The organism is Rhodomicrobium sp. R_RK_3, assembly GCF_002198715.1.
GTDB lineage: Bacteria > Pseudomonadota > Alphaproteobacteria > Rhizobiales > Rhodomicrobiaceae > R-RK-3.
Window position 1 is genome coordinate 91,218 of the sequence record NZ_MWLK01000039.1, and the last position, 25,747, is coordinate 116,964.

The 25,747-nt window shown below is 64.7% G+C and carries 22 protein-coding genes and 1 riboswitch; of the genes, 18 read left to right on the forward strand and 4 right to left on the reverse strand.

From position 1 onward, the window contains the following. Positions 1–43: 43 nt before the first annotated feature. The gene (locus BLEFHOIH_RS25500; protein ID WP_088348882.1) at positions 44–2,332 is read left to right on the forward strand and encodes an NADP-dependent malic enzyme; all 2,289 of its coding nucleotides are present in this window, start codon (positions 44–46) and stop codon (positions 2,330–2,332) included. Between the two features lie 27 nt (positions 2,333–2,359). Here the strand turns inward: BLEFHOIH_RS25500 and rhuM are convergent, their stop codons facing one another. Continuing rightward, entirely contained in the window at positions 2,360–3,427 is a 1,068-nt protein-coding gene (gene rhuM, locus BLEFHOIH_RS25505; protein ID WP_088348883.1) for a RhuM family protein, read from the reverse strand. Positions 3,428–3,633: 206 nt separating this feature from the next. Between rhuM and BLEFHOIH_RS25510 the strand changes: the two genes are divergently transcribed. From BLEFHOIH_RS25510 to BLEFHOIH_RS25540, 8 genes are all read left to right on the forward strand, one after another. After that, positions 3,634–4,206, forward strand: a complete 573-nt coding sequence (locus BLEFHOIH_RS25510) for a GbsR/MarR family transcriptional regulator (protein ID WP_088348884.1) — start codon at positions 3,634–3,636, stop codon at positions 4,204–4,206. After that, the gene (locus BLEFHOIH_RS25515; RefSeq protein WP_088348885.1) at positions 4,206–5,576 is read left to right on the forward strand and encodes a cytochrome ubiquinol oxidase subunit I; all 1,371 of its coding nucleotides are present in this window, start codon (positions 4,206–4,208) and stop codon (positions 5,574–5,576) included. The genes BLEFHOIH_RS25510 and BLEFHOIH_RS25515 overlap by 1 nt, the downstream gene beginning before the upstream one ends. Then, positions 5,576–6,586 (forward strand): cytochrome d ubiquinol oxidase subunit II, encoded by a 1,011-nt coding sequence (gene cydB, locus BLEFHOIH_RS25520; RefSeq protein WP_170937384.1) that lies wholly within the window; start codon positions 5,576–5,578, stop codon positions 6,584–6,586. Before BLEFHOIH_RS25515 ends, cydB begins: the two co-directional genes overlap by 1 nt. Before the next feature lie 281 nt (positions 6,587–6,867). Beyond that, positions 6,868–7,044, forward strand: coding sequence for a hypothetical protein (locus BLEFHOIH_RS26980; RefSeq protein WP_170937385.1), 177 nt, complete (start codon positions 6,868–6,870; stop codon positions 7,042–7,044). Between the two features lie 173 nt (positions 7,045–7,217). After that, positions 7,218–7,637, forward strand: coding sequence for a hypothetical protein (locus BLEFHOIH_RS25525; RefSeq protein WP_088348886.1), 420 nt, complete (start codon positions 7,218–7,220; stop codon positions 7,635–7,637). 232 nt (positions 7,638–7,869) lie between these two features. Beyond that, the gene (locus tag BLEFHOIH_RS25530; protein WP_088348887.1) at positions 7,870–8,466 is read left to right on the forward strand and encodes a TetR/AcrR family transcriptional regulator; all 597 of its coding nucleotides are present in this window, start codon (positions 7,870–7,872) and stop codon (positions 8,464–8,466) included. Positions 8,467–8,655: 189 nt separating this feature from the next. Then, positions 8,656–9,675, forward strand: a complete 1,020-nt coding sequence (locus BLEFHOIH_RS25535) for an efflux RND transporter periplasmic adaptor subunit (RefSeq protein ID WP_170937386.1) — start codon at positions 8,656–8,658, stop codon at positions 9,673–9,675. A 376-nt stretch (positions 9,676–10,051) separates the two neighbouring features. Further along, positions 10,052–13,219, forward strand: a complete 3,168-nt coding sequence (locus BLEFHOIH_RS25540) for an efflux RND transporter permease subunit (protein WP_088348889.1) — start codon at positions 10,052–10,054, stop codon at positions 13,217–13,219. Between the two features lie 80 nt (positions 13,220–13,299). Here the strand turns inward: BLEFHOIH_RS25540 and BLEFHOIH_RS25545 are convergent, their stop codons facing one another. Then, complete coding sequence (locus tag BLEFHOIH_RS25545; RefSeq protein WP_170937387.1) at positions 13,300–14,001, reverse strand: TetR/AcrR family transcriptional regulator; 702 nt, start codon at positions 13,999–14,001, stop codon at positions 13,300–13,302. Between the two features lie 435 nt (positions 14,002–14,436). Further along, positions 14,437–14,832, reverse strand: a complete 396-nt coding sequence (gene hisE / locus BLEFHOIH_RS25550; RefSeq protein WP_088348962.1) for a phosphoribosyl-ATP diphosphatase — start codon at positions 14,830–14,832, stop codon at positions 14,437–14,439. Positions 14,833–15,063: 231 nt separating this feature from the next. Beyond that, positions 15,064–15,176, forward strand: a riboswitch (TPP riboswitch). On the opposite strand from hisE, the gene BLEFHOIH_RS25555 reads away from it, so the two are divergent. The 4 genes from BLEFHOIH_RS25555 (at position 15,167) to BLEFHOIH_RS25570 (ending at position 18,362) form a co-directional block, all read left to right on the forward strand. Then, a complete protein-coding gene (locus BLEFHOIH_RS25555) occupies positions 15,167–15,772 on the forward strand; it encodes a GNAT family N-acetyltransferase (RefSeq protein ID WP_088348891.1) in 606 nt (201 codons plus the stop codon). Its footprint overlaps the riboswitch before it by 10 nt. Further along, complete coding sequence (gene thiC / locus BLEFHOIH_RS25560; RefSeq protein ID WP_088348892.1) at positions 15,769–17,613, forward strand: phosphomethylpyrimidine synthase ThiC; 1,845 nt, start codon at positions 15,769–15,771, stop codon at positions 17,611–17,613. The genes BLEFHOIH_RS25555 and thiC overlap by 4 nt, the downstream gene beginning before the upstream one ends. 246 nt (positions 17,614–17,859) lie before the next feature. Beyond that, positions 17,860–18,156, forward strand: a complete 297-nt coding sequence (locus BLEFHOIH_RS27105; protein WP_210191602.1) for a hypothetical protein — start codon at positions 17,860–17,862, stop codon at positions 18,154–18,156. Further along, on the forward strand, positions 18,156–18,362 hold the full coding sequence (locus BLEFHOIH_RS25570; RefSeq protein WP_088348893.1) for a hypothetical protein: 207 nt from the start codon (positions 18,156–18,158) through the stop codon (positions 18,360–18,362). Before BLEFHOIH_RS27105 ends, BLEFHOIH_RS25570 begins: the two co-directional genes overlap by 1 nt. Positions 18,363–18,370: 8 nt before the next feature. Here the strand turns inward: BLEFHOIH_RS25570 and BLEFHOIH_RS25575 are convergent, their stop codons facing one another. Next, complete coding sequence (locus BLEFHOIH_RS25575) at positions 18,371–19,261, reverse strand: MBL fold metallo-hydrolase (protein WP_088348894.1); 891 nt, start codon at positions 19,259–19,261, stop codon at positions 18,371–18,373. Between the two features lie 155 nt (positions 19,262–19,416). Here BLEFHOIH_RS25575 and BLEFHOIH_RS25580 point away from each other — a divergent pair, with 155 nt between their 5' ends. The 5 genes from BLEFHOIH_RS25580 to BLEFHOIH_RS25600 all read left to right on the forward strand — a co-directional run bounded on the left by BLEFHOIH_RS25580 (position 19,417) and on the right by BLEFHOIH_RS25600 (position 25,682). Then, on the forward strand, positions 19,417–19,854 hold the full coding sequence (locus BLEFHOIH_RS25580) for a thioredoxin family protein (protein ID WP_088348895.1): 438 nt from the start codon (positions 19,417–19,419) through the stop codon (positions 19,852–19,854). A 587-nt stretch (positions 19,855–20,441) separates the two neighbouring features. Next, complete coding sequence (locus tag BLEFHOIH_RS25585) at positions 20,442–21,695, forward strand: sarcosine oxidase subunit beta family protein (RefSeq protein ID WP_088348896.1); 1,254 nt, start codon at positions 20,442–20,444, stop codon at positions 21,693–21,695. Between the two features lie 168 nt (positions 21,696–21,863). After that, positions 21,864–22,148 (forward strand): sarcosine oxidase subunit delta, encoded by a 285-nt coding sequence (locus tag BLEFHOIH_RS25590; protein ID WP_088348897.1) that lies wholly within the window; start codon positions 21,864–21,866, stop codon positions 22,146–22,148. Then, on the forward strand, positions 22,148–25,126 hold the full coding sequence (locus BLEFHOIH_RS25595) for a sarcosine oxidase subunit alpha family protein (protein ID WP_088348898.1): 2,979 nt from the start codon (positions 22,148–22,150) through the stop codon (positions 25,124–25,126). Before BLEFHOIH_RS25590 ends, BLEFHOIH_RS25595 begins: the two co-directional genes overlap by 1 nt. Continuing rightward, positions 25,119–25,682, forward strand: a complete 564-nt coding sequence (locus BLEFHOIH_RS25600) for a sarcosine oxidase subunit gamma family protein (RefSeq protein WP_088348899.1) — start codon at positions 25,119–25,121, stop codon at positions 25,680–25,682. The genes BLEFHOIH_RS25595 and BLEFHOIH_RS25600 overlap by 8 nt, the downstream gene beginning before the upstream one ends. The last annotated feature ends 65 nt before the right edge of the window (positions 25,683–25,747 follow it).

A 25,747-nucleotide genomic window follows, 5' to 3' on the forward strand; every position in this document is an offset into this window, starting at 1 on the left:
CTAGAGCTTGACTCGAGAGCTCAGACACAGCCACCGAGGCCACATGGACGAGAATTCCCTGCGCGAGGCCGCGCTCGACTATCACCGCCTGCCGACGCCGGGCAAGATTTCCGTGACCCCCACCAAGGGGCTGATCAATCAGCTCGACCTGTCGCTCGCCTATTCGCCCGGCGTCGCCTATGCCTGCACCGCCATCGAGGAAGACCCGCAGCAGGCGGCGCTGCTGACCTCGCGCGCCAATCTCGTCGCCGTCATCACCAACGGCACCGCCGTGCTGGGACTGGGCAATATCGGCCCGCTGGCGTCGAAGCCGGTGATGGAAGGCAAGGCCTGCCTGTTCAAGAAATTCGCCGGCATCGACGTCTTCGACATCGAGATCGCCCAGAACGACCCGGAAAAATTCATCGAGATCGTCGCCGCGCTGGAGCCGACTTTCGGTGGCATCAATCTGGAAGACATCAAGGCGCCGGAATGCTTCATCATCGAGCGCACCCTGCGCCAGCGCATGAAGATCCCGGTGTTCCATGACGACCAGCACGGCACGGCGATCATCGTCGCGGCGGCGGTGCTGAACGGGCTGAAGCTGGCCGGCAAGGACATCGCCGAGGTGAAGGTGGCCGTCTCGGGCGCGGGCGCGGCGGCGCTCGCCTGCCTTGATCTGCTGGTCAATCTCGGCATCAAGCGCGAGAACATCTTCGTCTCCGACATCGACGGCGTGGTCTATATCGGGCGGCAGGTCAACATGGATCCGGAAAAGGACCGCTACGCCCAGGACACCAAGGCCCGCAAGCTTGCCGACATCATGCCGGGCGCTGACATCTTCCTCGGCCTGTCGGCGGGCGGCGTCCTGAAGCCCGAGATGGTGCGCGAGATGGCGCCGACGCCGATCATCATGGCGCTCGCCAATCCGACGCCCGAAATCACGCCGGAGCTCGCCCGCGAGGCGCGCCCCGATGCGCTGATCTGCACCGGCCGTTCGGACTATCCGAACCAGGTCAACAATGTGCTGTGCTTCCCCTACATTTTCCGCGGCGCGCTCGATGTCGGCGCGACGGCGATCAATGAGGAGATGAAGAAGGCGGCCGTCCACGCCATCGCCGAACTCGCCATGGCGGAGATTTCCGACATCGTGGCGACGGCCTATGCCGCGCCGCAAATGTGCTTCGGCCCGGATTATCTGATCCCGAAGCCGTTCGATCCGCGCCTGATCGAGAAAATCGCCCCCGCTGTCGCGCAAGCCGCGATGGATAGCGGCGTCGCCGCCCGCCCGATCATCGACATGGAAGCCTACCGTCAGCAGATGGCGCGCTTCGTCTATCATTCGGGCGCCAGCATGAAGCCCGTCTTCGATGCCGCCAAGGCCGCGCCGAAGCGCGTCGCCTATGCCGAGGGCGAGGAGGAGCGCGTGCTTCGCGCGGCTCAGGTCGTGGTCGATGAGGGGCTGGCCTTCCCGGTGCTGATCGGCCGCGCCGAAATCATCGCCCAGCGCATCAAGACGCTCGGTCTGCGGCTGCGGCTCGGCGAGAATTGCGAGGCGGTCAACATCCTCAGCGACAGCCGCTACCGCGAAGTGGTCTCCGAATATTACGAGCTGACCAAGCGCAAGGGCGTGACCATGGCCATCGCCCGCGAGGCCATGCGCACGCGGCCGACGCTGATCGGCGCGGCCCTGATGCGGCGCGGCGATGTCGACGCCCTGCTCTGCGGCACGACCGGCGTCTATGTCGATCATCTGCGCGCCATCAAGGACGTGATCGGCCCGCGCCCAGGCGTGAAGACGCTCGCCGCCATGAACATGCTGATGCTGCCCGACCGTCAGATCTTCATCTGCGATACCCAGGTCAACCGCTTCCCCAATGCCGAGCAGCTTGCCGAGATCACCTTGCTCGCCGCGGAGGAATTGCGCCGCTTCGGCCTCGTGCCGCGCGTGGCGCTGCTGTCGCATTCCAGCTTCGGCTCGTCCGAATGCGCCGAGGCCCAGCTCATGCGCGATGCGCTGGCGCTGATCGAGGAGATGGCTCCTGACCTCGAAGTCGAAGGCGAAATGCAGGGCGATGCGGCCTTGTCCGAGACGGTGCTTGCCGGCGCGGTCTCCGGAGCGCGGCTGACCGGCCAGGCCAATCTGCTGATGATGCCCAATCTGGATGCGGCCAACATCTCCTACGGCCTGCTGAAGCTGGCGGCCGGCAACGGCATCACCGTCGGTCCGATCCTGCTGGGCACGGCCCAGCCGGTGCATATCATCGAGCCCTCCGCCAGCGTGCGCCGGATCGTCAACATGACCGCGCTGGTGGTTGTCGACGCGACGGTTCACCGGGCGATGGATTTCTAAGCTTAAGCGGCCGGAAATCGTGTCCTTTCAATGCGGTTTCCGGCCGCTGCGCTTTTCGGCGGCGATAAAGCGCGCGTCGTCCAGCAGGCGGCTCACTTCCCGCTCGCCGCGCGCTTCCTGAGCCAGCCGGACCCGCTCCTCATAAGCGGCGAATTCGGCATCGGCCTTCTTGAGCGCCGCCGCCTTCGTCACCGTCCCGCGATAGTCGGACCGGATCAGCGGACGACCGTCGAGCCTGATGAAGTCGCGCATCTTCTCCAGGAACTGCGCCAACGTCGTGGTGCGCCGCTGCTCGGCCTGACTCTCGAAGAACTCCAGCGTGGCGCTGGTCAGCAGGTTGAGCGTATGGATCTCGGCTTTCTGGTAATAGTTCTTGGCGATCCTGGCGTCGTCGATCATCGGGATCTCGCCCCGGAAATGGGTGAGCCCGGCATGCGGTTTCGAGGCATCGACGCGGCTGTGGATGACCTCCGCCGCCGTCTCCTGCGTCACGGCCCAATGCATCGCGTTCTGAATGGTGGCGAAGAAGATATCCCGGTCGTTCTGCTTCATCATGTGGAAGTCGCTGCAGAAGGAAGCAAGTTCCAGAACCCGCGTCCACATCCGCTTCTCGGAGGCGCGGATCTGACGGATCTTGGCCAGCAGCTCATCGAAGAAATCCGGCCGTCCGTCCGGATTTTCGAGGCGCCGGCCGTCGAGGATGAAGCCTTTCAATAGAAACTGCTTCAGGATCCCGTTCGCCCAGCGGCGGAACATGATCGCCTGCTTCGACGAGCGCACCCGATAGCCGACCGAGAGCACCATGTCGAGGCTGTAGAGGTCGACCGGCTTGTCGGAATTTGCAATATGCGCTTTCCGCACATTGCTTTCCGCCTCTAGCTCCGATTCTGCCAGTATCTTGTTGATATGAACGCCAATTCTGGACACGTCGCGGCCGAATAAAGTCGCCATCTGGCTGCGCGTCGCCCAGGGTTCCTCGCCCTCGAAGCGCAGTTCGAGGGCGACGCCGTCGGGTTTGGCGTACATGACGAAGCGGTCGCCGGTCTCTAGGTCGTGGCGCAGGATGAGCGGCTGCAGGTCAGCGGGGACGGGCATGGCGGCGTCGGTTCCCTCAACAAGCCGGTGCTGGCGAGCCGCGCCAGGACCTTGCCCATTCCTAACAAGTTTCAACGCCGCCGCGCACTTCCGGCCTATTACCTACCGCCCCCGCCATGGCGCCCCGCTTGCAGCGAAACGGGTGGGGCTTGCGTAAAGCCTGTAAGTTCGTATATTTCAGAAATATCTGAAATTACGGAAGTGTCATGAACCTGCCCCCGCTGATCCGAACCTTCGTGCTGCATTTCGGCGAGATGGGCTCCCGCTGGGGCATCAACCGCACCGTGGGCCAGATCTACGCCCTGATTTACGTATCCGACCGGCCGCTGAACGCAGAGGACATTTCGGAGGCGCTCGGCTTTTCGCGCTCCAATGTCAGCATGGGGCTGAAGGAACTGGATAGCTGGCGGCTGGTTCGGCCAAAACACCTGCCGGGCGACCGGCGCGACCATTACGTGGCACCCGACGATATTTGGGAGATCGTGCGCACGCTGGTCGAGGAGCGCAGGAAACGCGAGATCGAGCCGACCATGACCATGCTGCGCGACATCCTGCTTGAAGAGCCGCAGGGACCGCAGGAGCGCCACGCCCAGGCGCGGATGCGGGAAATGCACGAGCTGATCGAGATGCTGACCGGCTGGTACCAGGACATGCAGAAGATGGAAACGGCTCGCCTGGTCCAATTGCTGAAGCTCGGCTCGAAGATCTACAAGCTCTATGAGATGCGGAATAAGCTCAAGCTTATCCCTGGCGGCAAGGCAAAGATGGGAGACAAGTGATGGACGCGCTCATTCTCAGCCGGATCCAGTTCGGGGCGAATATCACATTCCACATCCTGTTCCCGACCATCACCATCGCGCTCTGCTGGATATTACTGTTCTTCAAGCTGCGCTTCGATACGACCGGCGATCAGAAATGGATCGAAGCCTACCGGTTCTGGGTGAAGATCTTCGCGCTCTCCTTTGCCCTCGGCGTCGTCAGCGGCGTCACCATGTCCTTCCAGTTCGGCACCAACTGGCCTGGCTTCATGGAGACGGTCGGCAACATCGCCGGGCCGCTGCTCGCTTATGAGGTTTTGACAGCCTTCTTCTTGGAAGCGACCTTCCTCGGCATCATGCTGTTCGGCACCAACCGCGTCTCGAACCGCGTCCACACGGCGGCCACCGTGCTCGTCACCCTCGGCACCACGGCCTCGGCCTTCTGGATCATCGCGCTGAATAGCTGGATGCAGACGCCGGCCGGTTTCGAGATGATCGCCGGCAAGGCGCATGTCACGAGCTGGCTGGACGTGCTGTTCAACCCCTCCATGCCCTACCGCCTGACCCATATGCTGCTGGCCTCGGGCCTGACCGCAAGCTTCCTCGTCGCTGGCGTCTCGGCCTATCGCTGGCTGCGCGGCGACCGGTCGGCGAGCGTCATGGCGGCGCTGCGCACCGGCGTCTACGCGGCGGCGGTGCTGATTCCGCTGCAAATCTTCGCCGGCGACCAGCACGGGCTGAATACGCTCGAACATCAGCCCGCCAAGATTGCCGCCATGGAGGGCATCTGGCAGACCGAACGCGGCGCGGCCTTGCGGCTGTTCGCGGTGCCGGACGAGGCGGAGAAGACCAACCATTACGAGATCGCCATTCCCGACCTGGGGAGCTGGATTCTCACGCATAGCGGGGATGGCGAGGTGAAGGGGCTGGACGCTTTTGCCGGCAACCACCCGCCGGTCGCGCCGGTGTTCTTCGCCTTTCGCATCATGGTCGGCATGGGTGTGCTGATGCTCGCGATGTCCTGGCTCGGCGCGTGGCAGCTTCATCGGCGCGGCGAACCGGGGCGCTGGCTGGCGCGCGGCCTCGTGGCCATGACCTTCGCGGGCTGGATCGCCACCGTGGCAGGCTGGTACACGACGGAGATCGGCCGCCAGCCCTGGCTGGTCAGCGGAGTGCTGCGAACGGCCGACGCGGTCGCCGCCGTGCCGCCGCCGATGGTGGCCGGCACGCTCGCCATGTATCTCACGCTCTACGCCGTTCTGCTGGCGACCTTCATCTTCGTCGTCTTCTTCATTGCCCGGCGCGCCGGCGAGCCGGTGGCCGGGCACGCGACGCCCGGCGGGTTGTTCGCGCCGCAGCCGGGTGTCACGCGCTTCAGGGAGGATCGCTAATGTGGGCCTATATGACGAGCGCCGATGCGCTGCCGGTGATCTTTGCCGGATTGATGGGGCTGTCGATCCTGCTCTATGTCGTGCTCGACGGCTATGATCTCGGCGTCGGCATCCTCATGTACGCGGCCGAGCCCGATGAGAAGGATCAGATGATTTCCTCGATCGGGCCGTTCTGGGATGCCAACGAGACCTGGCTGGTGCTCGGCATCGGCCTGCTGCTGGTGGCCTTCCCGATCGCGCATGGCATCATCCTGACCGCACTCTATATCCCCGTGGCGGTCATGCTGCTCGGGCTGATCGTGCGCGGCGTCGCCTTCGATTTCCGCGCCAAGGTGCGCGACGAGCATAAGCGGCTCTGGGACAATGCCTTCATCTTCGGCTCGGTGCTGACCTCACTGGCGCAAGGCTTTATGCTCGGCCTCTATATCGTCGGCTTCGAATACAGCCTCATCAACATCGTCTTCGGCCTGCTGTGCGGGGTGTGCCTGATGGCCGGCTTCGCCTTCATCGGCGCCTGCTGGCTGATCATGAAGACCGAGCACGAATTACAGCATAAGGCCGTGCGCTGGGCGCGGATCTTCGTCTGGCTGACGGCGCTCGGGCTGGCGCTGGTGTCGCTGGCGACGCCCATCGTCAGCGAGCGCATTTTCGAAAAATGGTTCAGCCTGCCGAACATCCTGTTTCTGGCGCCGATCCCGCTGCTGGCGGGGGGGCTGATCGTCGGGCTGGAATTGCTGCTGCGCCGGATGCCGATGCCGGGCGACCGCTATTACTGGCTGCCTTTCCTCGCCGCGGCCGGCATCTTCATCCTCGGCTTTGCGGGGCTCGCCTACAGCTTCTATCCCTATGTGGTGCTGGACCGGCTGACGGTCTGGCAGGCGGCCAGCGCACCCGCCTCGCTCAGCTTCATCCTCGTCGGCGTGGTGATCGTGCTGCCATGCATTCTAGCCTATACAGCCTATTCCTATGTGGTCTTCTGGGGAAAGGTTCGCGAGCTTACCTATCATTAAGTCAAGCATCGGCTTTTTGCCCTCTGGCGGCGAGGGGCGTGCCAAAATCTCCTCTCGCCGGGTTTCCTTCACCAAGGCTCATTTTTCCGTGAATGGATGTGTTTCGGTCGTAATATCTGTAATTGTTGTTCGATCTTGAACATTGAAGTCAATTTGAGACACCTAAACCTTACCTCTTGAGGGACCATCTTTGGGGAGTGGCGGACAACCCCGCTGCAAACATCGATAGGAAGCACGCCGGACAGAACTAACCGGCGGGGTACTCAAAAAGGAAGATCAACATGAGCACGATCATTCGTTCGGCAATTTTCGCGGCAGCTGTCTCGGCGGGCCTGTTTGCAGTTCAGTCGCGGGCTTTCGCCCTTGAAGATTCTGCCCGCCCGCTGACCTCCTACGACCTCAACGACTCTCATGAGTCGAAGCAGTTCTGGGACCAGCTTCAGCGCCGCGGCAACTAACTGAGCCGAAAGACGGGGCAGACCCTCATGGGTCTTGCCCCTTTCTATTCGGGTCAGGAGCAGGACAAGAGCCGAGGTTTTTCCGGCGAACTCATCGACCCCTTTGTCCATTTTGATAGCCGGCGCCGCGATTGGCCGCGCGGGCGTAAATTTTCGCATAACAGGAGACCATCATGATGGTCAGATCAGCCATTCTCGTGGCATCCCTCTTCATGGCGGGCCAAGCGCTGGCCGCCGATAATTCTCTCTCCGGCCACCGGCTTAGCGGTCACCCGCAAGCCGCGGCCGCCGCGGCCGCTGGCATCGCGCCCGCCGGACTCGGCGATCTTGCCGATGTCGGCGCCGAAGGCGGTCCGACGCCCCATGCGCAGGAGTTGAAGCGCATCGCCATTTATAACGCCATCGGCAACAGGGACAGCGCCGAGATCTTGTCGGCCCAGATAGGCCAGTTCGGCGTCACGCGCGACGAGATCGATGAGGCCGTCACCTGGACGAGGCTGCATGGCGGCAGCGGCAGCGGCCCTGCTCAGCGGCAGACTCATATTGAATTCGGTGCCAATGCGCCGCTCGCAACGACCCCAGCCCGGTACTAGGCGATTGCCTCCCCTCGTGGCGAGCCCGCCCCGTGAATAGCCTGTACCGGCTCCCTCGCAAACCGCCTTGCACACTCGGCTCCCGAGCAGCAGGGCGGTTTTGCGTTTCTGGCTCCATCCCGCGTCCTGTCCCCGGATCGACTCTTGCCAAGCCGTGCGAGCGGGTCTATGGTCGCTGAAGATTTTCGATTTTCTTCAGTCGTCATGCGCCGGCTGGCGCGATTGGGCAGGCATGATCGTTCCACAGGCTGCGGCAGATACCCAGGCGAGAATCCTCACGGAGGCGGAACGGCTCTTCCGCCATTACGGATACGCCAAGACCACCATGGCCGACATTGCCGAGGGATGCCAGATGTCGGCGGCCAATCTCTACCGTTTTTTCCCTTCTAAGCTCGCTCTGGTCGAGGCGATTTGCGCCCGCATTCTGAGCGAAACCGAGCGGCGCCTGTTTGAAATCGTCCGCATGGAGAAGCCGGCGGCGTGGCGTTTGCAGCGGCTCATCGAAGAAACCTATCAGAACACGCTGGAAAACCTGCTCGACCACCGTAAGGTTCATGAATTGGCCGTGGTGGCGATGGAGGAGAACTGGCAGGCGATCAAGGCGCATCTCGGCCGTGTCCGCCTTTATATTGAAGAAATCATCAAAAGCGGCATGGCGAGCGGCGAATTCGCCCAACAGGATTCGATGCGCGCGGCGACTTGGGTGCAGAGCGCCATGGCGTGCCTGTGCCACCCGGTCCTGGTGGCACAGAAACTGGATGATGAGACCCGGACCACGCCGACTGAAATGGCGGCCTTCATTGTCAGGGCGCTGACGGCACGAATTTAGAGCGGGAGCAAAGCTATGTCCGAGGCTGAGCAGTCCATGGGGTTTTTGCCGCCTGAGGGTGAACAAAAACGAATTTCATCAGAATTTTCTCATAACACATCAGGCTTTAGGCTTGCCGGCGCGGCGGCGCTATTGCTGGCGCTCGGGGCATGTAAGGAAGAGCCCGTTGCCGAAAAGGTGATAAGGCCGGTGAAGGCTGTCATCGTTAAGGAGCATACCGGCGACATCGTCAAAAGTTTCTCCGGCGATGTGCGCGCCCGCACCGAGAGTGCGCTCGGCTTCCGCGTCCCCGGCAAGATCGTCGAGCGCCTGGTCGATATCGGCGACGAGGTGAAGATCGGCCAGATCATCGCGCGGCTCGACGATACCGACCTCGTACTCAGCGAGAACAGCGCCCGCGCGGCGGCGGACTCGGCCAAAACGCGGCTTGCCGTCGCCAAGGACGCATTCAACCGGGCCGAAGCGCTGCTGCCGAAAGGTTTTACGCCGCAAGCCGTCGTCGATCAGCGCAAGCTCGAAGTCGATGCCGCGCAGGCCGCACTGGATGCGGCGGAAGCGCAGGCGCGGCAGGCCGCCAATTCCTCCGGCTATGCGGTGTTGAAGGCCGACAAAGCCGGCATCGTCACCGCCGTGCAGGCCCAGGCCGGACAGGTCGTCGCCGCCGGATCGCCGGTGGTCTCGGTCGCCCGCGCCGGCGAAATGGAAGTCGCCTTTCGCGTGCCCGAACAGGATGTGACGCAACTCGCCATCGGCCAGGACGCCGATCTCACGCTCTGGGCCGATAATGGCATCAAGGCCAAGGGCAGCATCCGCGAGATTGCCGGGCAGGCCGATCCCGGCTCGCGCACCTACGCCGTGCGCGTCGCCCTCGCCAATCCGCCTGCCGCCATGCGCCTCGGCATGACCGTTACCGCCGCCCTGCGCCTGCGCTCCGGTTCGCCGCATATTGCCCTCCCGCTGCCGGCGCTGACCGAGGTCGAGGGCCGCAAGGCGGTCTTCGTCGCCGACCGGGCGACGTCGAAAGTTGCGCCGCGCTTCGTCGAGACGGGCGGGGTGGCGGCCGAGGACGTGAAGATTGTGGCGGGCCTGAAGCCGGGCGAGGTCGTCGTCACCGGCGGGGTGCAGTTCCTCACCGACGGCATGGAGGTGCGGCTCCCGCCGGGCGCCCTGCAAACCGCCGCCGCCAAAGATGCCGAGCCCAGCCGCTAGGCCGCCCCGATGACCGGTTCGCGACAAACCGCGCGGAAATTATGCCCTGAGTGGGCGGGGGTGCCCCGCGGCGGGGCCGCCGCCCGTCGCTCACGCACTGAACACCCGCGCGCCGCAGCCCGACTCCCTCTCCCATGGGGAGAGGGCTGGGGTGACGGGGTAATGCCTATCGGTGAGGCATCACCGCCTCAGCCGGCGCTGACGCGCCGACCTCTCCCCATGGGAGAGGTCGGGCTGCGGCGCACTCCAAGGATCGGGCACCTAGCAACGCCGTCGCGACACGCCTCGGCCGCCCCGCACCCCATCACGCGCGCGCCCGTCCCTGCCGCGCCCTCATCCGACCATCCCTTGTCTTCTGCCGAGCGAGAGTGACGCCATGTCCAAGCCGTTCAAACTGCCGGAGCAGCCGCAGCGCGGGTTCAACCTCTCCCGATGGGCGATCCAGCATGCCAGCCTGACGCGCTTTCTCGTCGTGCTGATTCTGGCGGCGGGCGGGCTGTCGCTGTTCAGCATGGGCCAGAAAGAAGACCCCGACTTCACCTTCCGGGTGATGGTCATCCAGGTGCAATGGCCGGGCGCTTCGACCGAGGAGATGCAGAGCCAGGTCGTCGACAAGATCGAGCGCAAGGCGCAGGAAGCGCCGCATCTCGATTTCGTCCGCTCTTATACGCGGCCCGGCAGCGCCGTCGTCTTCGTCAATTTCAGGGGCGAGGCGCGCGGCCGCGAGATCACCGACGGCTTCTATGAGGTGCGCAAGAAGATCCGCGACATCCAGCAGACCTTTCCGGCCGGCGTCATCGGGCCGTTTTACAATGACGAATTCGGCGACACCTACATCACCCTGCACGCCCTCACCGGCGACGGTTTTGGTTATCCCGAGCTGAAGACCGAGGCCAAGCACATCCGCGACATTCTCCTGCGCGTGCCCGGCATCGAGAAGGTCGATCTGCTCGGCACCCAGGACGAGCGCGTCTTCATCGAGGTCTCGTCAAAAGTGCTGGCCGAGCGCAATCTGTCGCCGCAGGACATCCAGGCCGCGCTCGCCGCCCAGAACACGCTGGAGCCGGCCGGCCGGGTCGAGAGCGACGCCCGCTCGGTGCGCCTCGACGTCGAAGGCTTTCTGCTCAGCGTCGATGAAATCCGCGAATTGCGCCTGCGCATCGGCGGCGACACCATCCGGCTCGGCGATATCGCCACCGTCACGCGGGGCCTGCAAGACCCGCCGGTTGCCAAGACCCGATATCAGGGCCGCGAGGCGGTGCTGATCGGCGTCGTCATGGCCAAGGGCGCCAAGGTCACCGATGTCGGCAAGGCGATCGAGGCGGCGCTGACCAAGGTCAAGGCGGCATTGCCGCTCGGGCTCGAACTCGGCCAGATCGCCGATCAGCCCGACGTCGTCACCAAATATGTCGGCGAGTTCCTGGAAGCGCTCGGCGAGGCCTTGCTGATCGTGCTCGGCGTATCGTTCCTGTTCCTCGGCTGGCGGGCAGGGCTCGTCGTCGCGCTGACCATCCCGCTGGTGCTTGGCGCGACCTTCCTCACCATGTCGATTATGGGCATCGATTTGCAGCGCATCTCGCTCGGCGCGCTGATCATCGCGCTCGGCCTGCTGGTCGATGACGCCATGATCGCGGTCGAGATGATGGAGCGCAAGCTGCAGGAAGGGCTCGACAAGCTCAGCGCTGCGAGCTTTGCCTATAATTCCACCGCCTTCCCGATGCTGACGGGCACGCTCATCACCGTCTCCGGCTTCATTCCGGTCGGCTTTGCGGCCTCGACGGCGGGCGAATATGTCGGCTCGCTGTTCTGGGTGGTCGGCATCGCGCTGATCATTTCCTGGATCGCGGCGGTCTATTTCACGCCCTGGATCGGCCATGCGCTGCTGAAGCCGCATAAGGTCGAGGGAACCCCGAAACATCCGCCGTTCAAGGGGCCGTTCTACCGGCGGCTGGAGCGCGCCATCGAATGGTGCGTGATGCGGCGGCGCGTGGTCGTCGCCATGACGCTCGCCGCCTTTGTCGCCGGCATCGTCGGCTTCGGCTTCATCCCGCAGCAATTCTTCCCCGCCTCGAACCGGCCGGAAGTGCTGGTCGATCTCTGGCTGCCGGAAGGCGCTTCGTTCCGTCAGGTCGAGACGCAGGCGAAGGCCGTCGAGGCCGAGATGATGGCCGACCCGGATGTGAAATTCGTGACGACCTTCGTCGGCGAGGGCGCGCCGCGCTTCTATCTGCCGCTCGACCAGCAATTGCGCAACCCGAATTTCGCCCAGCTCCTGGTGATGCCGAAATCGCTGGAGCAGCGCGATCCGGTCATCCTCAAGCTGCGCAAGCTGCTCGCCGACCACTATCCGGAGATCCGCTCGAAGGTCGACCGGCTGTTCAATGGGCCGCCGGTCGGCTGGCCGATCCAGCTCCGCGTCACGGGGCCGGAGCGTGAGGAAGTCCGCCGCATCGCCGGCGAGGTGGCCGCGACCATGCGCGCCAATCCGCTGATTACGGTGGTACATAATGACTGGCTCGAACCGGTTCCGGCGCTAAAGCTCGACATCGACCAGGACCGCGCCCGCGCCATCGGCGTCTCGTCGCAAGCGGTCCGGCAGACCTTGCAGGCGGTGCTGACCGGCGTCACCATCGGCGAATTCCGTGAGGGCGAGGAGACCATCAGCGTCCTGCTGCGCGAGCCCAAAATCGCGGGCGATGCGTTCGGCGCGGTCGAGGCGGCCTATGTGAAGACGGCGAGCGGTGCGTCGGTGCCGCTGGCGCAGATCGCCAAGATCAATGTGGTGATGGAGCCGGGCATCGAATGGCGCCGCTCGCGCCTGCCGACGATTTCGGTGCGCGGCACCGTGCCTGACAGCGTGCAGTCGCCGGACGTCACCAAGGCGATCTATGCCCAGCTTCAGCCGTTGCGCGATGCGCTGCCGCTCGGCTATCGCATCGAGATGCAAGGGGCGGTCGAGGAATCGGCGATCAGCCAGGATTCGATCAACGCCAAGATGCCGGTGATGCTGCTGGCCATCGTGCTTCTGCTGATGATCCAGCTCCAGCATGTCGGCAAGACCGCCATCGTGCTGGCGACCGGTCCGCTCGGCATCATCGGCGCGGCGGCGGCGCTGCTCATCTTCCAGTCGCCCTTCGGCTTCGTCGCTATTCTCGGCGTCATTGCGCTGGCCGGCATGATCATGCGCAACAGCGTCATCCTCGTCGACCAGATCCAGCAGGACCGCGAGGCCGGCATACCGGTAGGCGAAGCCATCGTCGGCTCGACGGTGCGGCGCTTCCGGCCCATCGTGCTGACCGCCGCGGCGGCGGTGCTGGCGCTGGTGCCGCTTTCGACCTCGCTATTCTGGGGGCCGATGGCGCTGGCGATGATGGGCGGCCTCGTGGCCGGAACGATTCTGACTTTGACCTTCCTACCCGCTCTCTATGCTCTCTCCTTCGGCATTGGCGTAAAGACGGCGGAAGGTCAAGTGGCGCCGGAGCAGTCTGTCTACCCCGAACAGCGGCCTGCTCCGGCGTATTTCATGCCCCAGGCGGGCGAGTAAGGCGGGTGAATGAAGAGGACGAGAGTTTCGGATTCTCGTCCTCGATGGATTCCCGCCGCGCGGGGATGACGTCGGAACGCCTAAGGCCGCAAATAACGCTGGACCACGTCGACGACATGTTCGGCGCGGGTGGCGAGGGCTTCCTCGCTGGCCAGATCGCGGGCGAAAATCGCCGACAGGCTGAGCCGCGTTATCACATAGAACGAGCTGAGCCCCGCAATCGACAGATAGACCTGCACCGGGTCGATATCGGCGCGGAACACGCCTTCCTTCACGCCGCGGTCCAGAACGTCCTGCAGCGCGTTCATCAGCGGTGCATTGAAATTGCTGATCTGGCTGGAGCGCGTGACATATTTGGCGTTCTGCATGTTCTCCGCGCTCATGATGCTGAGCAGCTCGGGATGTTTGAGGTAGTAATCCCAGGTGAACAGGATCAGCCGCTCGATCGCCTTGAGCGGCGGCAGGCCGGCCAGATTGAGCTGGGCTTGCGCCGCGCGCAAAGTGGCGTAGATCTTCTCGATGACGGCGATGTACAGCTCGTCCTTCTTGCCGAAATAGTGGTACAGCATGCGTTTATTGACATTGGCGCGCGCCGCGATTTCGTTGACGCTGGCTCCGGCAAAGCCTTTGCAGACGAATTCGGCCGTTGCCGCCTCGAGAATGGCGCGCTTGGTGCGATCGGGATCGCGCTGGCCTGGCACACGAATATTGTTCTCGGAAAGCGGCTCGTAATCGCCCGAGCCGGGTTCCATCGCTTGTAGCCTGCCCTTGATGATATCCATAGATCCGCTGAGCTCCCATGACCAATCCGGCAAGTTGGACTGGCTCGATCGATGGTGACGCATGATGGAAAGACCGCCTTACCCGCCCGCTGCTGACGTCGCGCCCCTCGCTGCTGCCGCGTCACCCGCCCGGGCCGAAGAGGCCGCGGACGTGTCGCAGACAGCACGCGGCGAGTTCGGCGAGATCACCTCCATCTCGCTATAATACGAATAAGAAGAGGGGGAGGATCAGCGTGGCAAATATTTTATTTTGTGAATGTGGGGGCAGACGCAGACTCGGATTGCTAAATGTCTGCAATTCCTAGAAAAAAAATCCGTGCAAAAATTTTTCCAGCCTTGATCTGGCCGCAGAATTTAGTTTCCCAAATGGGGTATAGCGCGGAAAAATATTGTGTTTGATCGATGCAAGTTCGTATGCAGCGCGCTCTCGGCGGCTCAGGCAAGGGCGCAGCCATCGTCGGATTTGGCCCTTTTCTCGGCCAGCCCATAGGCGGTTTCGCGCGCCTGCATTTCGCTCCAGACCTCCTCCGGCGTGATGCCCAGAGCGGCCCATAAAACGGCAAGATGATAGATGAGATCCGCGCTCTCAAGCACCACTTCCGCGCGGTCGGAGACCGCTGCCGCCACGGCCGCCTCGCCGGCTTCCTCGATCAGCTTCTTGGCCATCTTCTGCCGTCCGCTGACCGCCAGCCGCGCGGTCCGTGGCGGAACCGGCGCCGCATGGCGCAGATGCGCATCGAGCGAATGCCACAGCCGGCCGATGACATCGGTTCCCTGGCCCGCAAGGCTGTTGCCGTTTGCGGTCGGCGGGCGCGGCGCTGCATCGGTCATTGTCTTTCCTTCTCCCTTCAGCCGCGCGCGGATCATAAATTCCGGCAAATCGCGGATGTCAGCCGGTTAGGATGGGCATTCATAATCCACAGGGCAAGTGATAAACGCCTCAAAAACGTAAAGGTCTTGCTAGCGCCGCCTTATTCGCGCCGCCACCGGGACAATCGCTGGCTGCGCCCATCGGTATTTGCTCGGAGCTTGCAATGTCTTTCGAACCGTTGCAGGATTGTCACCTTTCCCGAGGGGGGCCGGTGGCAGCCGGCTGAGATCGAACCAACGCCGTTCGACCACCCTATGAACCTGATCCGGCTCGTACCGGCGTAGGGACGGAGTGATGACAGACGCAGTCCTTTCCCATCCAATCCTGACCGAGCGTCTCATCCTGCGCTGTTGGCAAGAGGCGGACCGCGATCCGTTCGCCGCCATGAATGCCGATCCGCGCGTGATGGAGTATTTCCCGAGCACGCTGGACCGCGCGGCCAGTGACGCGGTGGTGGACCGGCTCCAGGCCCATGATGCTGCCCATGGCTTCACCTTCTGGGCGCTGGAGGACCGGGCCACCGGAGACTTCGCCGGTTTCACGGGCCTCGCCCACGTCGGCTTTGCCGCGCATTTCGTGCCGGTGGTCGAGATCGGGTGGCGCCTGCCTGTCGCCTATTGGGGGCGCGGCATCGCCAGCGAAGCCGCCCGCGCCTCGCTGGCCTTCGGCTTCGGCAGGCTGGCGCTGACGGAGATCGTCGCCTTCACGCCCAACCGGCACCTGGCCTCGCGCCGCGTCATGGAGCGCATCGGCATGAAGCGCGATCCAGCCGACGATTTCGTCCACCCCCGGATGCCGCCCGACCATCCCTTGCAACCCTTTGTCCTCTACCGGACCAGCCGCGCCGCATGGGCCGAAACACCAGCGGCAGAACACGATTCTCTCAAGGAGCAGCCATGAACACCCCCCGCCGCCCCGAAAGCTTCACGCCGTTCAGCGTGACGACCGGCCCGCTCACTGCGAGCACCAAGGTCCATGCCGGTCCCTTGCGCGCTCCCTTGCGCGAGATCGCGACCGGCGAAGGCCCGGTGCATGTCTATGACACCAGCGGCCCCTACACCGATCCGGCGGCGGTCATCGACCTGGAGCAGGGCGCCGAGCCCGTGCGCGCGCCCTGGATCGCGGAGCGCGGCGACGCCGAGGCCTATCAGGGCCGCCCGGTGACGCCGCTCGACAATGGCAACGCGACCGGCGACCGGCTGGCGCGGGCGTTCCCGAATCTGCGCGCGCCTTTGCGCGGCATCGAAGGCCGTCCCGCGACGCAGCTCGAATATGCGCGGGCCGGCATCATCACCAAGGAGATGGCCTATATCGCCGCGCGGGAAAATCTCGGCCGCGAGGTGGCGCTGGATCGCGCGGCGGCGGCGCTGGCGGATGGCGAGAATTTTGGCGCGTCCGTGCCGGAGCATATCACGCCGGAATTCGTGCGCTCGGAAGTAGCGCGCGGGCGGGCGATCATCCCGGCCAACGTCAATCACCCCGAACTCGAGCCGATGATCATCGGCCGCAATTTCCTCACCAAGATCAACGCCAATATCGGCAATTCCGCCGTCACCTCCTCCGTCGAGGAGGAGGTCGAGAAGATGGTCTGGGCGATCCGCTGGGGCGCGGACACGGTGATGGACCTCTCCACGGGGCGCAACATCCACAACACCCGCGAATGGATCATCCGCAATTCGCCGGTGCCGATCGGCACGGTGCCGATCTACCAGGCGCTGGAAAAGGTCGGCGGCGACCCGGTCAAGCTCGACTGGGAGGTCTATAAGGACACGCTGATCGAGCAATGCGAGCAGGGCGTGGATTACTTCACCATCCATGCCGGCGTGCGCCTGCGCTACATCCCGATGACCGCCAAGCGCGTCACCGGCATCGTCTCGCGCGGCGGCTCGATCATGGCGAAGTGGTGCCTGTCGCGCCACCGCGAGAGCTTCCTCTACGAGCGCTTCGACGAAATCTGCGATATCATGCGGCGCTACGACGTGTCGTTCTCGCTCGGCGACGGCCTGCGCCCCGGCTCGATCGCCGACGCCAATGACGAGGCGCAGTTCGCCGAGCTGGAGACGCTGGGCGAGCTGACCAAGATCGCCTGGGCCAAGGGCTGCCAGGTGATGATCGAGGGGCCGGGCCACGTGCCGCTGCACAAGATCAAGGTGAATGTCGAGAAGCAGCTTGCGGTCTGCGGCGAGGCGCCGTTCTACACGCTCGGGCCGCTCGTCACCGACATCGCGCCGGGTTATGACCACATAACCTCGGCCATCGGCGCCGCGATGATCGGCTGGTTCGGCACGGCCATGCTTTGCTACGTCACGCCGAAGGAGCATCTGGGATTGCCGAACCGTGAGGACGTCAAGGTCGGGGTGATTTCGTATAAGATCGCGGCGCATGCCTCCGATCTGGCGAAGGGCCACCCGGCGGCGCAATTGCGCGACGATGCGCTGAGCCGCGCCCGCTTCGACTTCCGCTGGCAGGACCAGTTCAACCTGTCGCTCGATCCGGACTCGGCCCGGTCGATGCATGACGAGACCATGCCGAAAGAGGCGCATAAGGTCGCCCATTTCTGCTCGATGTGCGGCCCGAAATTCTGCTCGATGGAGATCACCCAGCAGGTCCGCGATTACGCGGCCAAGCTGAATGAGCAGGAGCAGGGCATGGCCGAGATGAGCGAGAAGTTCACGGAGATGGGCGGCGAGGTTTATGTTGACAATACGGCCCTCGCCGACGCTAACAAGATGCGGAACTGATTCACGCCGTCGCGGGCGCCAGATTCATGCAAGAATTGATAATGATTGCCGGCCCTAATGGGGCCGGCAAAACCTCCTTTGCCAATGAATATCTTCCGGTCTCAAGGAACCGTCTCGTCTTCGTCAATGCGGATGAAATCGCCCGCGAGGTCGAACACGGGGTTGTCGCCAGCGGCAATCGATCTTCGCGCCGGCAGGACGATGTTGGCGCGCATCGACGAGCTCGTAGAGGCTCAACAGGAGCTGATGCTTGAGACGACGCTGGCTTCCTTGACCTACGCGACGAAGATTCCCAAATGGCGACAGGCAGGATATTCCGTCGCCTTAATATACCTGCGCTTGCCGAATGTGGAGACTTCGATCGAGCGCGTTCGCCGTCGAGTCGCGGCAGGCGGACATGACATACCGGAGGGAGTCATCCGCAAGCGCTTTGCCAAGAGTCTTGATTACCTTGAGCGGATTTATAAGCCGCTCGTTGACGAATGGTACATATGGGATAGTCTCGAGGGTGACTTTGCTCGAGTCGAAGCTTGGGATGATTGATGGCAAAGTTCATTGACAAAGAAAAAGTCAGCAGCGCGCTGAAGCGTGCGGCAAAGATTGCCACGACCGGTCCGAGGGAGGCTCGGTCCGGGCGCTTTACTGCTCGGGACGCGAAGACTGGCCAGTTCATTGACCATCCGTCTCGCCTGCCGGAGAAGGCTAGGGCCAAATCCGGCGAAGGCGACGATCGCTCTGAGAAGCCCTGACGCCCTCCTCAAAGCCCATCGATCGGCACCTTCAGAAACCGCTTCCCGCTGTCATCCGGCTCGGGCAGGTTGCCGCCTCTGATGTTCACCTGGATCGACGGGATGATCAGCTTCGGCATCCCTAGCGTCTTGTCGCGCGCCTCACGCATGGCGACGAACTCGTCCTCGGAAATCCCCTCGCGCACGTGGATGTTGTTCGCCCGCTCCTCGGCGACGGTGGTCTCCCAGCCGATGGCGCGGCCGCCGGGGCCGTAATCATGGCACATGAACAGGCGCATCTCGGCGGGCAGCGCCAGCAGCGTCTTGATCGAGCGGTAGAGCTGGCGGGCGTCGCCGCCGGGAAAGTCGGCGCGGGCGGTGCCGCCATCGGGCATGAACAGCGTGTCGCCGACGAAAGCCGCGTCGCCGATCACATGCGTCATGCAGGCGGGCGTGTGGCCGGGCGTGTGGATGACGAAAGCCCTCATCGTGCCGATCTGGTAGCTGTCCCCGTCCTTGAACAGGCGGTCGAACTGGCTGCCGTCGCGCTGGAATTCGGTGCCCTCGTTGAAGATTTTGCCGAAGACGTCCTGCACGATGGTGATGTTCTCGCCGATGCCGAGCTTGCCGCCGAGGGTGCGCTGGATATAGGGCGCAGCCGAAAGGTGGTCGGCATGGGCGTGCGTCTCGATCAGCCATTCGACGCGCAATCCGGCGTCCTGCACATGGCGGATGATCCTGTCCGCCGAGCCGTAGCTGATGCGGCCTGAGGCCATGTCGATATCCATGACGCTGTCGATGATGGCGCAGGCGGGCGAAAGCGGGTCCTTCACCACATAGGAAATCGTGTTGGTCTCCGGATCGAAGAAGCCGGTGACCTCCGGCTTGACGCCCATATCGGGGAAGGCGCTTTCGGGCATGTCTGTCTCCGATGAAACTGTGATCCGGGCGGCGGCAATCCGCGCCGGCGCGGCGATCTTGCGGGAAAACGCTTTAGGAACCGCCATATGGCGGCGGGCGCGACGGCGCGCGACCCGCTTTAAAATTCGCTCATATCCTCGTATAAGTCCAGGTTATGAAGACATTCGTCCCCGCGAGTTCGCTCGTACGCGCCGCCGCCGCCCTATGCTGGCTGTTGGCTCTTATCACTTTCGCCGCTCCCGTCAGCGCCGGCGAATTGCTGGTCGTCAGCCGGCCGGACTGCGTCTATTGCAAGGCCTGGGAGATGGAGGTCGGCGCATTCTATCCGAAAACCGATGTCGGCAAGATCGCGCCCTTGCGCCGCATCGCCATCGAGAAGCTGGCGGCGACGCCCTATGCTTTCAAGGAGCCGGTCACTGCGACGCCGACCTTCGTGCTGATGGACGGCACGATGGAAGTCGGCCGCATCATCGGCTATTCCGACCGCGCCGATTTCTGGCAATCGCTGAAAGCCCTGCTCAACCACGCCGACCCGGAAGCCTCCCCCGCGCTGCGCAAGGCCGAGGCGGCGGGTGGTCGAGCCGGTGGATAGGATCTGCCTCTTTCGTCGTCCCGGCCGCCGCGAAGCGGTTAGCCGGGACCTAATCACCTATCCGCGATTGCTGCGGCAAGAGCAGATGCGAGTGGGCCCCCACTCTGACGGGCTGGGGCGACGAGGGACTAGTGCTGCGCATGAGAGGCGGCTTTCCGAGAGATTGTAGCCTCGCACCGGCCCTCTCCCATGTGGGCTACGGGATTCACACATCCTGGTCCTGATGGGCGACGGTGACGCCTTCGATGCGGTCGAAGAGACGGTCGAGGCCGCGGGCCATGGTCTTGAGGCCGGGCGATTGTAATAGCAGTTGCGCCTCGGGGCGGCCAAATGCGGCGCCAGCGGGTTCGCCGTCCCGGACGCCGTGCGGCCGCTTGGGAGGAGCCGTAGTGCCTTATCGATCGTTTGTAACCGCTCACCGGGCACGCTTCCCCCGCAAGTGGAGCGAGTTCCGGGCCGCGAACATGAGCAGCAAGCCGAACCATATGGCCGGCCGTAAGTCGCAAAAACTCAACTGCGCGTCGTTAGGGGGGAAGCGCGCCCCGCTGCCGCGCGGCAGAGTTCGATAGGCAAAGCAGGAAGTCCCCATGCGCCGCTTTTCGCTGAGAACGCTCATCGCCGAGGCCTTCAACGCCCATCAGGGCTGGGAGCGGCAATGGCGCAATCCGGAGCCGAAACCGGCCTATGACGTGATCATCGTCGGCGCGGGCGGGCATGGGCTGGCGACCGCCTTCTACCTCGCCAGCGAGCACGGCGTCACCAATGTCGCGGTGATCGAGAAGGGCTGGCTGGGGGGCGGCAATACCGGCCGCAACACCACCATCATCCGCTCCAACTACCTCTATGACGAGAGCGCCGGCCTCTACGAGCACGCCGTCAAGCTTTGGGAAGGGCTGTCGCAGGCGCTGAATTACAACGTCATGTACTCGCAGCGCGGCGTGCTGATGCTGGCGCATAACGTCCACGACGTGCAGAGTTTCAAGCGACACGTCTACGCGAACCGCCTGCAAGGCATCGACAATGAATGGCTGACCCCGGAGCAAGCGAAAGCCTTCTGCCCGCCGCTGAACATTTCGCGTGACCTGCGCTATCCGGTGCTCGGGGGGGCGTTGCAGCGGCGCGGCGGCGTGGCGCGGCATGACGCCGTCGCCTGGGGCTATGCGCGGGCGGCCGACGCGCTCGGCGTCGACATCATCCAGAATTGCGAGGTCACCGGCTTCCGGCGCAACGCCAGCGGCGCCGTCGAAGCCGTCGAGACAAGCCGGGGCACCATCAAGGCGAAGCGCGTCGGCGTCGTCGCGGCGGGCCATACGAGCGTGATCCTGGCACGCGCGGGACTGCGGATGCCGCTGGAAAGCTTCCCGCTGCAAGCGCTGGTGTCCGAGCCGGTCAAGCCGGTCTTCCCTTGCGTCGTGATGTCGAATGCGGTCCACGCCTATATCTCGCAATCGGACAAGGGCGAACTCGTCATCGGCGCGGGGACGGATCAGTATGTCTCCTATAGCCAGCAGGGCGGGCTGCATGTGCCGATGCACGCGCTGGACGCCATCTGCGAGCTGTTCCCGCAATTTTCGCGGATGAGAATGCTGCGGAGCTGGGGCGGCATTGTCGACGTCACACCCGACCGCTCGCCCATCATCGGCAAGACGGCTGTGCCCGGCTTGTTCGTCAATTGCGGCTGGGGCACCGGCGGCTTCAAGGCGACGCCCGGCTCGGGCCATGTCTTCGCCCATACGCTGGCGACGGGCGAGCCGCACCCGCTGAACGCGCCCTTCACCCTCGACCGCTTCCGCACCGGCCGCCTGATCGACGAAGCCGCCGCCGCCGCCGTCACGCATTAGAGGTCGGTGGTATGCACGACGCCCATCACACCCTCAGCCGAAATCCCCGCGAAGGCGGGGACCCAGTACGCCGCAGCGCGAGAGGTGAGGCAATGCGCCAATTCGAGTTTGTGAATACTGGATCCCCGCCTTCGCGGGGAATTCGAAAAACCCGTTAGAGACCCCGCCATGCTGCTGATCCCCTGTCCCTATTGCGGCGAACGGCCGGAGCTGGAATTCCGCTGCGGCGGCGAGGCGCATATCGCCCGCGCGGCCGATCCGTCGGCGGTGGACGACGGTGCGTGGTCGGAGTTCCTGTTCTCGCGCGGCAACCCTAAGGGGCTTTACGCCGAGCGCTGGAACCATGCGCATGGCTGCCAGCGCTGGTTCAACGCCATCCGCGACACGGCCAGCGACCGCTTCGTCGAAAGCTACAAGATGGGCGAGAAACGCCCGCTCCCAGGAGGCGAATAATGGCCGGCGTCAACCGTCTCCCGCGCGGCGGCCGCATCGACCGCGCCAAGCCCGTCTCGATCAGCTTCAACGGCCAGACGCTGTCCGGTTATGCGGGCGACACCGTCGCCTCGCTGCTGCTCGCCAACGGCATCCATCTCGTCGGCCGCTCGTTCAAATATCACCGGCCGCGCGGCATCCTCAGCCACGGCTCCGACGAGCCGAATGCGCTGCTCTCCATCGACCGCGGCCCCGGCAAGATCGACCCGAATAACCGCGCGACCGTGGCCGAAGCGCGGGGTGGCCTCGTCACCGCGTCGCAGAACCATTGGCCCTCGCTCAATTTCGATGTCGGCGCGATCAACGACCGGCTCTCGCCGATCTTCGTCGCGGGCTTCTACTACAAGACCTTCATGTGGCCGCGCCGCTTCTGGGACAGGGTCTATGAGCCGAACATCCGCGCCGCCGCCGGACTCGGCAAATCGCCTGACGGCCCTGACGCCGACCGCTACGGCAATCGCCACGCCCATTGCGACGTGCTCGTCGTCGGCGCGGGACCGGCGGGGCTGGCGGCGGCGCTCGCGGCGTCCGAGGGCGGCAAGCGCATCATACTGGCCGATGAGCAGGCCGAGTTCGGCGGCTCGCTGCTGCATGACGTGACCTCGACCGTCGACGGGACGGCGGCGCAGGACTGGGCCGCGCAGGCCATCGCGATGCTGAAGGCGCGCGAAAACGTCACGCTGCTGACCCGCACGACGGCCTTCGGCTATTACAATCACAACCACGTCGCGATGGCCGAGCGCATCACCGACCATCTCGAAAACGCGCCCGACCATCTCCCCCGCGAGCGCCTCTGGCAGGTCCGCGCGGGCGCAGTGATCCTGGCGACCGGCTCGCATGAGCGCCCGCTGGTCTTCGCCGACAATGACCGGCCGGGCATCATGCTGGCCGAAAGCATCCGCGCCTTCGTCAACCGCTACGCCGTCGCGCCCGGCCGGCGGATCGTCATCGCGACGAGCGGGGCCTCGGCCTACCGCGCGGCTGCCGATGCGCACGCTGCGGGGCTGGCCGTCACCGTTGTCGATATTCGCCTCGAAGCCGATTGCGGGCCGGAAGTCGCGTTCGTCAGGCAGAAGGGCATCGACGTCCTGACCAGCCATACCGTCATCGCGGCGACCGGCCGCAAGCGCGTCACCGGCCTGATCGTCGCCCCGCTTGGCAGCGAGGGCCGCGTCGGCGCGCGCCGGACGCTGGCGGCGGATTGCGTCGGCATGTCGGGCGGCTGGACGCCTTCGGTGCATCTGTTCTCGCAATCGCGCGGCAAGCTGCGCTTCGACGATGCCATCGACGCTTTCGTGCCGGGCCAGTCCGTGCAGGCCGAGCGCTCCGCAGGTGCCGCGCGGGGTAGCTACGATCTCGCCGACTGCATCGCCGATGGCTTTGCCGCCGGCGACCCGCTCACCGCACGCCCGCGCCTCGCTGCCACGCCCAGCCTCACCGGCTTCCAGCCCGTCCGCATCCTGCCGACCGACGCGGATGCAACGCGCGTCCGCGCCTTCGTCGATTTCCAGAACGACGTCACCGCCAAGGATATCGGCCTCGCCGTGCGCGAGGGCTTCGAATCCGTCGAGCACGTCAAGCGCTACACCACCACCGGCATGGCGACCGACCAGGGCAAGACCTCGAACATGAACGCCCTCGGCCTGATGGCGGGCATCCAGGGCAAGGCGCTGCCGGCGGTCGGCACCACGACCTTCCGCCCGCCCTATACGCCTGTCACCTTCGGCACGCTGGTCGGCCCCGCCAAGAATGCGCTATTCGACCCGGCCCGCATTACGCCCATCCACGGCTGGGCCAAGGAGCACGGCGCAGAATTCGAGAATGTCGGCCTCTGGAAACGCGCCTGGTATTTCCCGCAAGGCCGCGAGACCATGCACGAAGCGGTCGCGCGCGAATGCAAGGCGGTGCGCGAGGGCGTCGGCATCTTCGACGCCTCGACGCTCGGCAAGATCGAGGTCGTCGGCCCCGACGCCGCCGAGTTCATGAACCGCATCTACATCAACGCCTGGACCAAGCTGAAGCCGGGCGCCTGCCGCTACGGGCTGATGCTGAAGGAGGACGGCTTCATCATGGATGACGGCGTCGTAGCGCGGCTGGCGGAGGACCGCTTCCACGTCACCACCACGACCGGCGGCGCGGCGCGCGTGCTCCAGCATATGGAGGACTATCTCCAGACCGAGTGGCCGGACTTGCGCGTCTTCCTCACCTCGATCACCGAGCAATATGCCGTCATCGCCCTGCAAGGCCCGAAGGCGCGCGAGGTGATCGCGCCGCTCGTCTCCGACATCGACCTGTCGGGCGAGGCGTTCCCGCATATGACTGTGCGTACCGGCTTCATCTGCGGCGTGCCGACCCGGCTGTTCCGCGTCTCCTTCACCGGCGAACTGGGCTTTGAAATCAACGTCCCGTCCGATCACGGCCGCGCCGTCTGGGAAGCCATTTACGAGCGCGGCAGGGCGTTCGGCATCACGCCCTACGGTACCGAGACCATGCATGTGCTGCGCGCCGAGCGCGGCTTCATCATCGTCGGCCAGGAGACGGACGGCACCGTCACGCCCGACGATGTCGGCCTCGGCGGCATGATCGCCAAGGCCAAGCCGGATTTCGTCGGCAAACGCTCGCTGGCGCGGCCGGACATCGTGGCGGCCGGGCGCAAGCAGCTCATCGGCCTCGTCACCGACGATCCGTCGCTCGTGCTGGACGAGGGCGCGCAGATCATCGACGACCGCCATCGCCCGGTCCCGATAAAGGCCCTCGGCCATGTGACGTCGAGCTATTGGAGCGCAGCTTGCGGTCGATCCATCGCGCTGGCGCTGGTCGCGGGCGGGCGCGAGCGGATGGGCGAGACGCTCTATGTCACGACTCCGGACAGCTTCGCCGCGGCGCGCGTGACGGCCCCGGTCTTCTTCGACGAGAAGGGAGCGCGCGTCCATGCTTGAGACCCCGAACGCCGCCCGCCGCGTCTCCGCCTTCGCCGATGCGGTCAGCCCCGCAGGCATCCGCCCGCTGCCGGGCGCGGCGCGCTTTGCCCTGCGGCTCCGCGAGGCGGACGCCACCGGTGAGGCCGCAGGCTTCCGCCTGGATCAGCCGCTGAACACCTTCGCCGCGCAGGGCGACCGGCTGTCGCTCCGGCTCGGGCCGAATGAGTGGCTGCTGATCGGTCCCGAAGCCGATGCCGACGCCATCGCCGCCGAAATCGCCGCGGCACTCGGCACACGCTTCCACACGCTGGTCGATATCGGCCATCGTAACGTCGCCATCGAAGTCAAAGGCCCGCACGCCGCCGACATCCTCAACGCCGGCTGCCCGCTCGACCTGTTCGACGCGCGCTTCCCAACCGGCACCGCAACGCGCACACTGCTCGGCAAGGCGGAGATCGTGCTGATGCGCCTCGACGATGCGCCGACCTACCGCGTCGAATGCTGGCGCTCCTTCGCCACCTACGTGCACGACTTCCTAACCGAGGCGGCGCAGGAATTCGACGCCGGGACATGATCAGATGAGGTGGACGCAACCAACCCTGCCGCTTGCCGCAGCGAACCCTCTCCAAGGGGAGAGGG

Excerpts from the sequence above, each read along its gene's own strand:
- BLEFHOIH_RS25500 (WP_088348882.1), top strand. The coding sequence starts at position 44 with ATGGACGAGAATTCCCTGCGCGAGGCCGCGCTCGACTATCACCGCCTG.
- rhuM (WP_088348883.1), bottom strand. The coding sequence starts at position 3,427 with ATGCCCGTCCCCGCTGACCTGCAGCCGCTCATCCTGCGCCACGACCTA.
- BLEFHOIH_RS25510 (WP_088348884.1), top strand. The coding sequence starts at position 3,634 with ATGAACCTGCCCCCGCTGATCCGAACCTTCGTGCTGCATTTCGGCGAG.
- BLEFHOIH_RS25515 (WP_088348885.1), top strand. The coding sequence starts at position 4,206 with ATGGACGCGCTCATTCTCAGCCGGATCCAGTTCGGGGCGAATATCACA.
- cydB (WP_170937384.1), top strand. The coding sequence starts at position 5,576 with ATGTGGGCCTATATGACGAGCGCCGATGCGCTGCCGGTGATCTTTGCC.
- BLEFHOIH_RS26980 (WP_170937385.1), top strand. The coding sequence starts at position 6,868 with ATGAGCACGATCATTCGTTCGGCAATTTTCGCGGCAGCTGTCTCGGCG.
- BLEFHOIH_RS25525 (WP_088348886.1), top strand. The coding sequence starts at position 7,218 with ATGATGGTCAGATCAGCCATTCTCGTGGCATCCCTCTTCATGGCGGGC.
- BLEFHOIH_RS25530 (WP_088348887.1), top strand. The coding sequence starts at position 7,870 with ATGATCGTTCCACAGGCTGCGGCAGATACCCAGGCGAGAATCCTCACG.
- BLEFHOIH_RS25540 (WP_088348889.1), top strand. The coding sequence starts at position 10,052 with ATGTCCAAGCCGTTCAAACTGCCGGAGCAGCCGCAGCGCGGGTTCAAC.
- BLEFHOIH_RS25545 (WP_170937387.1), bottom strand. The coding sequence starts at position 14,001 with ATGGATATCATCAAGGGCAGGCTACAAGCGATGGAACCCGGCTCGGGC.
- hisE (WP_088348962.1), bottom strand. The coding sequence starts at position 14,832 with ATGACCGATGCAGCGCCGCGCCCGCCGACCGCAAACGGCAACAGCCTT.
- BLEFHOIH_RS25555 (WP_088348891.1), top strand. The coding sequence starts at position 15,167 with ATGACAGACGCAGTCCTTTCCCATCCAATCCTGACCGAGCGTCTCATC.
- thiC (WP_088348892.1), top strand. The coding sequence starts at position 15,769 with ATGAACACCCCCCGCCGCCCCGAAAGCTTCACGCCGTTCAGCGTGACG.
- BLEFHOIH_RS27105 (WP_210191602.1), top strand. The coding sequence starts at position 17,860 with ATGCTTGAGACGACGCTGGCTTCCTTGACCTACGCGACGAAGATTCCC.
- BLEFHOIH_RS25570 (WP_088348893.1), top strand. The coding sequence starts at position 18,156 with ATGGCAAAGTTCATTGACAAAGAAAAAGTCAGCAGCGCGCTGAAGCGT.
- BLEFHOIH_RS25575 (WP_088348894.1), bottom strand. The coding sequence starts at position 19,261 with ATGCCCGAAAGCGCCTTCCCCGATATGGGCGTCAAGCCGGAGGTCACC.
- BLEFHOIH_RS25580 (WP_088348895.1), top strand. The coding sequence starts at position 19,417 with ATGAAGACATTCGTCCCCGCGAGTTCGCTCGTACGCGCCGCCGCCGCC.
- BLEFHOIH_RS25585 (WP_088348896.1), top strand. The coding sequence starts at position 20,442 with ATGCGCCGCTTTTCGCTGAGAACGCTCATCGCCGAGGCCTTCAACGCC.
- BLEFHOIH_RS25590 (WP_088348897.1), top strand. The coding sequence starts at position 21,864 with ATGCTGCTGATCCCCTGTCCCTATTGCGGCGAACGGCCGGAGCTGGAA.
- BLEFHOIH_RS25595 (WP_088348898.1), top strand. The coding sequence starts at position 22,148 with ATGGCCGGCGTCAACCGTCTCCCGCGCGGCGGCCGCATCGACCGCGCC.
- BLEFHOIH_RS25600 (WP_088348899.1), top strand. The coding sequence starts at position 25,119 with ATGCTTGAGACCCCGAACGCCGCCCGCCGCGTCTCCGCCTTCGCCGAT.